Raw genomic sequence first — 5,042 nt, forward strand, 5'->3', positions numbered from 1 at the left:
GGCCGTATCGTCCACACTGAGCGTCGTTTGGGTGACGACGGCGATGCGCTCGGTCTGCGCGGGCTGCACGCGGGCCACATCGGCCACCGTTTCGACGAGGTGGATGCCGCCGTCGAGCTGGCCCATGGTGCCCTCGACCTCCGGATGGCCGGCGTGGCCGATCAGAATGAACTCGTAGCCCTCGCGGCGCAGCTTGGCCACTTCCACATGCACCTTGCTGACCAAGGGACAGGTGGCGTCGAAGATCTGCAAGCCCCGACGCTCGGCTTCGGCCTGCACGGCCCGGCTGACACCGTGGGCACTGAAGACCAGCACCGCCCCAGGCGGTACATCGGCCAAGTCCTCGATGAACACCGCGCCACGCCGGCGCAGATCATCGACGACGTGGCGGTTGTGCACGATCTCGTGGCGGACATAAATGGGCGCGCCAAACTTGGCCAGCGCGCGCTCGACGATTTCGATGGCCCGGTCGACCCCCGCGCAAAAGCCGCGCGGCTCCGCTAGCAGCACCTCCTGGACAACATGGCCCATCACAACACCCCGATGATGTGGACCTCGAACCGCACCGGCTGACCCGCCAGGGGATGGTTGAAGTCGAACAAGACGGCTCCGTCGTCGCGCACCGCACGCACGAGGCCAGCGTAGCTGCCCCGCCCATCGGGGGTAGGGAATTGCACCACATCCCCCGGGGCGTAGCGCTCGTGCGGATCGCCCAGGGTGTCGAGCAGCTTGCGCGCCACCCACTGCAGCAGGGCGGGCTGGCGCTCGCCAAAAGCCTCGCCCGCCGGCAGGTCGATCACCGTGTGGGTGCCTTCGGCCAGACCGAGCAGGCGCTGCTCCAGCGCCGGCGACAACTCCCCTGCGCCCAGCGACAAGGTGGCGGGCTGGGCCCCGAATGTGTCGATGAAGGCAGTGCCATCCGGCCCAGACAGGCGATAGTGCAGGGTCAGGAAGGAACCGGGTTGGACGACGGGCATGGTGAAACGACCGCAGGGCGGCGCGCGAAAATGCACATTGTAGAAAACAGGGAGAAAACCATGGTGCGTGAATTGCCCCCGCAGGCCCGCCCGCGCGAGAAATTGCTGGCCCGTGGCCCGCAGGCTCTGGCCGATGCGGAGCTGCTGGCGCTGTTGCTGCGCACGGGCCTGGCCGGCCAGCCCGTGCTGCAATTTGCCCAAGCGCTGCTCGATCGCTGGGGTGGCCTGAGCGGCTTGCTGCAGGCCACCCCAGCGCAGTTGGCCAGCGTCAAAGGGCTGGGGCCGGCCAAGCGGGCCGAATTGCTGGCCGTCACCGAGATGGTGCGGCGCGCCTTGGGTGAGCGACTGCGCGAGCGCCCGGTGCTGGATGCACCAGCGGCGGTGATCGATGTCCTGCGGCTGCACATGGCCGACCGGGCACACGAGGTGTTTGCCGTGCTGTTTCTGGACAGCCAGCACCGCCTGATCGCGCTGGAGGAGCTGTTTCGCGGCACGCTGGACCAGACCAGCGTCTACCCGCGCGAAGTGGCCTTGCGCGCCCTGCACCATGGCGCAGCCGCCATCATCCTGGCCCACAACCACCCCAGTGGCGTGGCCGAGCCATCCCGCGCCGACGAGGCCCTGACCCGCCATCTGAAGGCCGCACTGGGCTTGCTGGACATTCGGGTGCTGGACCATTTCATCGTCACGCGCGCGGGCTGCACCTCGATGGCCGAGCGCGGGCTGATCTGAACCCTCAACCGCGCTGCAGCCGCTGCGCCGGCAGCACTGGTGGGACTTGCGGGACAATCGTCCCTGCCATGAAAGTGCGAACGCTGGCCGATCTGCGGCAGATCCAAAAGGCCATGTCCCAGCGCGCCGCGCAGGCCGCCGCGGCGCGGGCTGCGGCGCAAGCCGCCCAGCGCGAGGCTGAGGAGCGCGCAGTGCGCGAACGGCTGCTGTTCGAGCGCGCCGTCGGCCCCGTTCACCGGCTGCCACCCCACGGCCGCATCGAGCCGCAGCGGCCGCGTCCCCAGCCAGTGCCGCAGCAGCGTCAGGCCGACGAACGCGCGGTGATGCAAGCCGCCCTGAGCGACGAATTCGACGTCGAAACCTTGCTGCATACCGACGAGCACCTGAGCTTTCGCCGCCCTGGTATCGGCCCGGAGGTGGTCCGTCGCCTGCGGCAGGGTCACTGGGCCATCCAGGCCGAGCTGGACCTGCACGGCCTGCGCACCGACGAGGCGCGCGAGCAGCTGGCAGCCTTCATCCGCCAGGCGCACAAACACGGCCTGCGCTGCGTGCGCGTGGTGCACGGCAAGGGCCTGGGCTCGCCAGGCAAGACACCGGTCCTCAAGGGCCGGGTACACAGTTGGCTGGTACAAAAAAGCGAGGTATTGGCCTTTGTGCAAGCCCGGCCGGCAGACGGCGGCGCGGGCGCATTGGTGGTGCTGCTGCGCACGGCCAGCCATGGGCGAGCTTGAGCGGAGGCGCGGCGATCACTGCGCGGCGCGGCGCAGGGTTTGCACGACGGGCGTGCGCAGCACCCCGCGCAGCGTCCACCAACCCGCCAGTAGCGCCAGCCCAGCACCGACCACCCCCCCCGCAAGCGGTACCCAGGCCGAGGCGCGCCAGTCGAAATCGAACACAAAGCGCGCCAGGGCCCAACTGACCGCCACCGCTACCAGCGAGGCCAAGATCCCCGCCAGCGCGCCAACGCCCAGCAATTCGGCGCGCTGCACCCGGCGCAGCAAGGCGGACTGCGCCCCCAGTGCGCGCAACACCGCATAGTCGCGCTCGCGCTCGGCACGGGTGGCCCCCACAGTGGCCAGCAGCACCGTCACCCCAGCCGCCAGGCTGAATGCAAACAAGAACTCCACCGCCCGGATCACCTGCCCCAGCACACGCTGCACCTGGGCGACCGCTGCACTGGTGTCCACATTGGTCACGTTGGGAAAGCGCTGCAGCAGCAGCCGATCGAACCCAGCCTGGGCCGGCGCGCGAAAGGCGGCGATATAGGTGTAGGGTACCTCTGCCGGCATGGACTGCACCGGAAACAGGGCAAAAAAATTCACATGCATCGAGGCCCAGTCCACCTTGCGCAGGCTGGTGATACGCGCCTCGTGCGGCATCCCTGCGATGTCGAAGGTCATGCGATCGCCCAGGCGCAGGCCCAGCGTCTGGGCCAGCCCGGTTTCGATGCTGATGGCCCCTGCGTCGTCGGGCTGCCAGCGCCCAGCGGCAAGCGGGTTGTGCGCCGGCAATTCGCGGCTGTACGACAGGTTGAACTCGCGCTCGACCAGCCGCTGCGCGCGGTCGCTGCCGAATTGTTCGGGCCGCACGGGCTGGTCGTTGATGGCCACGAGGCGACCGCGCACCATGGGGTACCAGTCGTAGCGCTGCACCCCTTGCGCCTGCAAATGGGCGCGAAAGGACTCGGCCTGATCGGGCTGGATATTGATGACGAAGCGGTTGGGTGCATCGGGCGGCGTGGATTGGCGCCAACTGTCGATCAGATCGGTGCGCAGCAGCACCAACAGCAGCAGCGCGAGCAGCCCCACCGCCAGGCTGGATACCTGCACGATGGCGTAGGCCGGGCGGGCCGTGACCTGGCGCGTGGCCAACACCAGCCAGCGCGGGGCACGGTTTTCGGGCACCAACAGGCGCAAAACCCGCAACGCGCCCCAAGCAACAGCGGCAAAAATCCCCACGGCGGCGGCAAAGCCCCCGACGGCGATCATCCCCAGCGTCCAATCCCGGCTGGCGGTCAACAACAGCACGGCAAAGCCCAGCGCCCCAGCGCCGAAGACCGCCAGCGTGACCGGCTGCAAACCGCCCACGTCGCGCCGGATGACCCGCAGCGGGGGCACCCGCGCCAGTTGTAGAACCGGCGGCAACCCGAAGGTGGCCATCAACACCAGCCCGACGCCCAACCCCAACCCCACCGGCGCCCACCCGGCCGCGGGCAGTTGGGTCTGCATCAGTCCCGCCAGCCACCACACGAACACAAAGTGCACGCCGAAGCCCACGGCCGTGCCGACCGCGGCCGCCGCCAGCCCGGCCAGCCCAAATGCCACTGCATACGCACGGGCCATCGTCCCTTGCGCCAGACCCAGCACGCGCAGCAGCGCACAGTCGTCCAAATGGTGCAGCGCGTACTGGCGCGCTGCCACGGCCACCGCCACCGCAGCCAGCAGCGCGGCCAGCAAGGCGACCAGATTCAAAAATTGCTCGGCCCGCCGCAGGGTCTGCTGCAACTCCGGTCGGCCGGATTCGAAGCTTTCGATCTGGATGCCGCGCTCCCCCGTGCCCGCCAGATGGGCCTTGGTCCACGCCTCGAACCGGCGCACCTCGCCAGCGTCGCCGGCGACGACCAGCCGGTACTGGATGCGGCTGGCGGGCTGCACCAGGCCCGTGGCCTCGAGATCGGCCTCGGCGATCAATACGCGCGGCGCAAACGACAAAAAACCCGCGCCCCGGTCCGGCTCCAGCGCGATGATGCGGGAGAGGTGGAATGGACGGTTGCCCAGCCACAACGGCTGCCCCAGGCGCAGGCCCAGAACCTCCAGCAACGCGGCATCCACCCAAGCCTCGCCCGCCGGCGGCGTGCCTGGGCCAGCCTGCCCGAGCCGGTCTTCGGGATCGCTGGTGGTGCGCAGTTCGCCGCGCAGCGGGTAGCCGGCCGCCACGGCCTTGAGCGAGACCAACCGCGCCTCGCCGCCGTCCGCGTCGTCGGCGCGGGCCATGGTGGGGAAGGTCAGGTGGCGCGTGACCGCCAATCCCCAGGCCCGCGCTTGCGCTTCATACTCCGGCGGCACGGGGTGGTCGCTGCGCAGCACCACGTCACCCCCGAGCAGTTGGCGCGCGTCGCGCTGCAAGCCAGCCTGTAGACGATCGGCAAAGAAGGCCACCGCCGTCAGCGCCGCTACCGCCAAAGCGATTGCCCATACGAGCACGGTCAACTCACCCGCACGCCAGTCGCGCCTGAGGCTGCTCCAGCCCAAGGTCCAGGCGGATGGTCCTGCGGTGAGGCGGTCGGTCGAAGCGGTCACGCCGATAGGACCAGTCGACGCCTCACTTGGTTCC

The 5,042-nt window shown here is 69.4% G+C and carries 5 protein-coding genes; 2 read left to right on the top strand and 3 right to left on the bottom strand.

Translation table 11 applies throughout. The annotated features are described in order from the left end of the window. Both ispH and P3W97_RS06810 read right to left on the bottom strand, forming a co-directional pair. On the bottom strand, window positions 1–531 hold a 531-nt coding region (gene ispH / locus P3W97_RS06805), incomplete at its 3' end, for a 4-hydroxy-3-methylbut-2-enyl diphosphate reductase (RefSeq protein WP_300845055.1). Further along, window positions 531–977: an FKBP-type peptidyl-prolyl cis-trans isomerase gene (locus tag P3W97_RS06810; RefSeq protein WP_300845057.1), complete on the bottom strand. Its 447-nt coding sequence runs from the start codon at window positions 975–977 to the stop codon at window positions 531–533. The genes ispH and P3W97_RS06810, both read right to left, overlap by 1 nt. Before the next feature lie 60 nt (window positions 978–1,037). Here P3W97_RS06810 and radC point away from each other — a divergent pair, with 60 nt between their 5' ends. Continuing rightward, window positions 1,038–1,709 (top strand): DNA repair protein RadC, encoded by a 672-nt coding sequence (gene radC / locus P3W97_RS06815; RefSeq protein WP_300845059.1) that lies wholly within the window; start codon window positions 1,038–1,040, stop codon window positions 1,707–1,709. A gap of 68 nt (window positions 1,710–1,777) precedes the next feature. Then, window positions 1,778–2,440 carry a Smr/MutS family protein gene (locus P3W97_RS06820; RefSeq protein WP_300845061.1) on the top strand — a complete coding sequence of 221 codons (663 nt, stop codon included), beginning with the start codon at window positions 1,778–1,780 and terminating at the stop codon, window positions 2,438–2,440. Between the two features lie 15 nt (window positions 2,441–2,455). Here the strand turns inward: P3W97_RS06820 and P3W97_RS06825 are convergent, their stop codons facing one another. Continuing rightward, window positions 2,456–5,008: an ABC transporter permease gene (locus P3W97_RS06825; RefSeq protein WP_367184601.1), complete on the bottom strand. Its 2,553-nt coding sequence runs from the start codon at window positions 5,006–5,008 to the stop codon at window positions 2,456–2,458. Window positions 5,009–5,042 lie beyond the last annotated feature (34 nt).

Source organism: Tepidimonas sp., assembly GCF_029335975.1.
Taxonomy (GTDB): Bacteria; Pseudomonadota; Gammaproteobacteria; order Burkholderiales; family Burkholderiaceae_C; genus Tepidimonas.

Bases quoted from the DNA above. Each gene is read 5' to 3' on its own strand.
- P3W97_RS06810 (WP_300845057.1), bottom strand. From the start codon at position 977: ATGCCCGTCGTCCAACCCGGTTCCTTCCTGACCCTGCACTATCGCCTG.
- P3W97_RS06820 (WP_300845061.1), top strand. From the start codon at position 1,778: ATGAAAGTGCGAACGCTGGCCGATCTGCGGCAGATCCAAAAGGCCATG.
- radC (WP_300845059.1), top strand. From the start codon at position 1,038: ATGGTGCGTGAATTGCCCCCGCAGGCCCGCCCGCGCGAGAAATTGCTG.